General features: G+C 37.4%; 3 protein-coding genes. All 3 read left to right on the top strand.

All coding sequences use genetic code 11. The features are described 5' to 3' along the window. The first annotated feature begins 301 nt into the window (after nt 1–301). The 3 genes from rho to AC3AX0_RS09535 all read left to right on the top strand — a co-directional run bounded on the left by rho (nt 302) and on the right by AC3AX0_RS09535 (nt 3,452). A complete protein-coding gene (gene rho / locus AC3AX0_RS09545) occupies nt 302–1,642 on the top strand; it encodes a transcription termination factor Rho (protein ID WP_487550061.1) in 1,341 nt (446 codons plus the stop codon). Between the two features lie 117 nt (nt 1,643–1,759). Further along, entirely contained in the window at nt 1,760–1,957 is a 198-nt protein-coding gene (gene rpmE / locus AC3AX0_RS09540; protein WP_487550060.1) for a 50S ribosomal protein L31, read from the top strand. Nucleotides 1,958–2,111: 154 nt separating this feature from the next. Continuing rightward, nucleotides 2,112–3,452 carry an MATE family efflux transporter gene (locus AC3AX0_RS09535; protein ID WP_487550059.1) on the top strand — a complete coding sequence of 447 codons (1,341 nt, stop codon included), beginning with the start codon at nt 2,112–2,114 and terminating at the stop codon, nt 3,450–3,452. Nucleotides 3,453–3,457: the final 5 nt, after the last annotated feature.

Genomic DNA, 3,457 nt, shown 5'->3' with positions numbered 1-3,457 from the left:
CGTTAACCCGGTCACAGCGACATCGTCGCGCTAGATGTGAAGCAGATAGTGACCAAAGCGGTTGTTAAGATGCGATGGAAAGTTTCCTTAACCTCATAATACCAAAGTTTCAAGGTATTATGTATTTTTAACTTTCCTGAGATGTAAACAACTCTCGCGATTAATCCTTCGTCAGGGAATTTTCTTAAGTATGTTTCTTTGTTTCGTATAATCATCAATAAATAATGAATTAGTACAATGATGGATTTAATAAAATACCATTGGATGTTTTTGTGCATCCGATTATACACAGGAGGAAACTGTGAATATAAATGAACTAAAGGATATGAAACTCGTTGATCTTAAGGTAATGGCCAAGGAGAAGGGAATACAAAACATATCCAAATATAAGAAAAGTGAACTGATTGAAGAAATCAAAAAAAATCTGGAGAAGATTAAAATCCAGGATGAAAAGGAAAAGCACAAGAGTAGTTTGCCGGACAGACTCAACGAAGAAGTTGATAAAAGTGATGAGATTCTGGAAGCTACAGGAATACTTGAAATTCATATGGATGGCTACGGCTTCCTGAGAAGACACAACTACCTTTCCAGTGATGAAGATGTTTATGTTTCTCCATCCCAAATAAGAAGATTCAGGATGAGGACTGGAGACAAAGTGAGTGGAATCACCAGGCCTGCAAAGCAGGGAGAAAAATACAATGCATTGTTGTATGTAAAAAAGATAAATGACCTGAACCCGGAATCTGCAGTGAAAAGACCTGATTTTGACAAATTAGTACCTATATTTCCGGATGAAAGGATAAAACTTGAAACAAGCCAGATGAGACTGTCCATGAGAATAATGGACATAATATCTCCTATAGGAAGGGGACAGAGGGGAATGATAGTGGCTCCGCCGAAGGCAGGAAAGACAACCCTCATGAAAAGTGTTGCAAATGCAATAGCTGAAAACCACCCTGAACTTGAGTTGATAATACTTCTTATAGATGAAAGACCTGAAGAAGTTACGGACATGCAAAGATCCGTAAAGGGAGATGTTGTATATTCAACCTTTGACGAGTTGCCAAGGCATCATATAAAGGTGGCTGAAATGGTACTTGAAAGGGCAAAGAGACTTGTGGAGCACGGAAAGGATGTAGTTATACTTCTTGACAGCATAACAAGGCTTGCAAGGGCATACAACCTTACAATTCCTCCTACCGGAAGGACGTTGTCTGGGGGACTTGACCCTGGAGCACTTCACAATCCAAAGAGATTCTTCGGTGCCGCAAGAAACATAGAAAACGGTGGAAGTCTTACTATACTTGCTACCGCCCTTATAGAGACTGGAAGTAGAATGGATGATGTAATTTTCGAGGAATTCAAGGGAACAGGAAATATGGAGATACATCTTGACAGGAAGCTGTCTGAAAAAAGAGTATTCCCAGCCCTTGACATCAACAAGTCAAGTACTAGAAGGGAAGATCTTCTACTTGACCAGCACGAGCTTCAAACTGTATGGTATCTTAGGAAGGCTCTCAGTAACTATGCGACTGATTATGTAACCGAGAAATTTCTAAGCGGTTTAACGGTCACTAAAAACAATATGGAATTCATTGATAATGCAAAGAAGATAATGAATCTGGATAGAAATAAAAAGTAGAATAGGCAAAAAACATATTGAAATAAACTACATCCTATGCTATAATCTTAGGGTGTTAAAAAAAGAAATCAAAGTATCATTTTAGATATAAGCTTATTTGGAAAGAGGTGAAAAAGCATGAAAAAAGAAATACAACCTGAATACAAAGTAGTAAAAGTACACTGTGCTTGTGGAAACACTTTTGAAACTGGTTCTGTAGATGATGAGATCAGAGTGGAAATTTGTTCCGAATGTCATCCTTTCTTTACTGGAAAGCAGAAGTTCATTGATGCAGGTGGACGTGTTGATAAATTCAAGAAGAAATACAAAAGATAGACAAAGCGAATACAAAACAAAATACGGCCTTTATGGCCGTATTTTTTTGGGTTTAGGAAGCCAGTCTAGTGGATATACGATTTTTTTGGTATAATAATAAAGTACATGGATTCATCAACATGAAATAATGGAATCTTAGAGGTGAAATACAGATATGGAAAAGAACAATTTAACAGATTACAGAGTAGACAAAACAATTATCAGGCTTACCATTCCAATGATATTCGGGATGCTAAGTCTTGTTATATTTAATCTTACAGATACATATTTCATAGGAAGACTTGGAATGGACCAGCTGGCAGCCATATCCTTCACCTTTCCCGTTGTTTTGATAATAAACAGCTTAGCGCTTGGAATGGGTATAGGAACGGCTTCAATAGTATCTCGTGCTGCCGGAAGTGGAAATCACAAATTATTGGTAAAGACGTCTACAGACGGATTGATTTTGTCTTTTTGCTTCGTAGTTATAGCGACAATTATTGGATTGAACACCATAGATCCGATATTTACACTTCTTGGAGCGGGTAATGATGTTATGGAATACATAAGGGAATACATGTCCATATGGTATCTTGGAATGCCTTTTGTTGTAGTTCCAATGGTAGGAAACAATATTATAAGGTCACTTGGAGATACTAAGACACCTTCCATCATAATGACCATTGCTGCGACCGTTAATGTGATACTGGACCCTCTCTTTATTTTCGGCATCGGACCTTTCCCGGAAATGGGTATAAAAGGAGCTGCCCTTGCAACTGTATTTAGCAGGATGATCACCTTTACTGTGGCTCTATACGTTCTCATATTCAGGGACAAGGTCGTGAAATTCAGAATAAGGGAATTAAAGGATGCATATGAATCCTGGAAGCAGATACTTTATGTTGGGATACCTGCTGCCATTGTTAGAATAATTACTCCTGTAAGCGTAGGAATAATCACAAGGCTTATATCTGCATATGGATATGAAGCAGTTGCAGGATATGGAGTTGGAACGAAAATTGAATATTTTCTCCTTGCCTTTGTCAATGCCATGTCAAATGTCATGGTGCCTTTTGCCGGACAGAATTATGGTGCAAAAAAGGACTACAGAATCATTGAAGGAATGAACTATGTCAGGAAGACTATGTTTAAGTACAGTATTTTTATTTTTGTTCTCATGATATTTCTGGCCGACAAGATAGCACCTCTATTCAATGATAATATAGAAGTAAATAAAATAACAATTCTTTACCTCACGATTCTACCTGTAGGATATGGATTCCAGGGAATGCTCCTGAACAATGCATCCATTCTTAATGCTGTGAACAAACCCTTCTATGCAGCACTTTTTTCGTCTGTTCAAATGTTTGTAATCTGCGTACCACTGGCTGTTACAATGTCAAGATATATAGGAATCAAAGGGATTTTCATTGCACTTCTAATATCATATATAATCAGCGGCAGCTTTTCCTATTTATTCACTAAAAAAACAATAAGAAAAAAAAGAATTAAGTAATAAAA

This window comes from Dethiosulfatibacter sp. (assembly GCF_983023055.1).
The sequence above is the reverse complement of the archived record's forward strand: the minus strand, read 5'-3'. Positions and strand labels throughout refer to the sequence as shown.

What these genes read in the sequence shown, in the direction of transcription:
- AC3AX0_RS09535 (WP_487550059.1), top strand. Translation starts at nt 2,112, where the DNA reads ATGGAAAAGAACAATTTAACAGATTACAGAGTAGACAAAACAATTATC.
- rpmE (WP_487550060.1), top strand. Translation starts at nt 1,760, where the DNA reads ATGAAAAAAGAAATACAACCTGAATACAAAGTAGTAAAAGTACACTGT.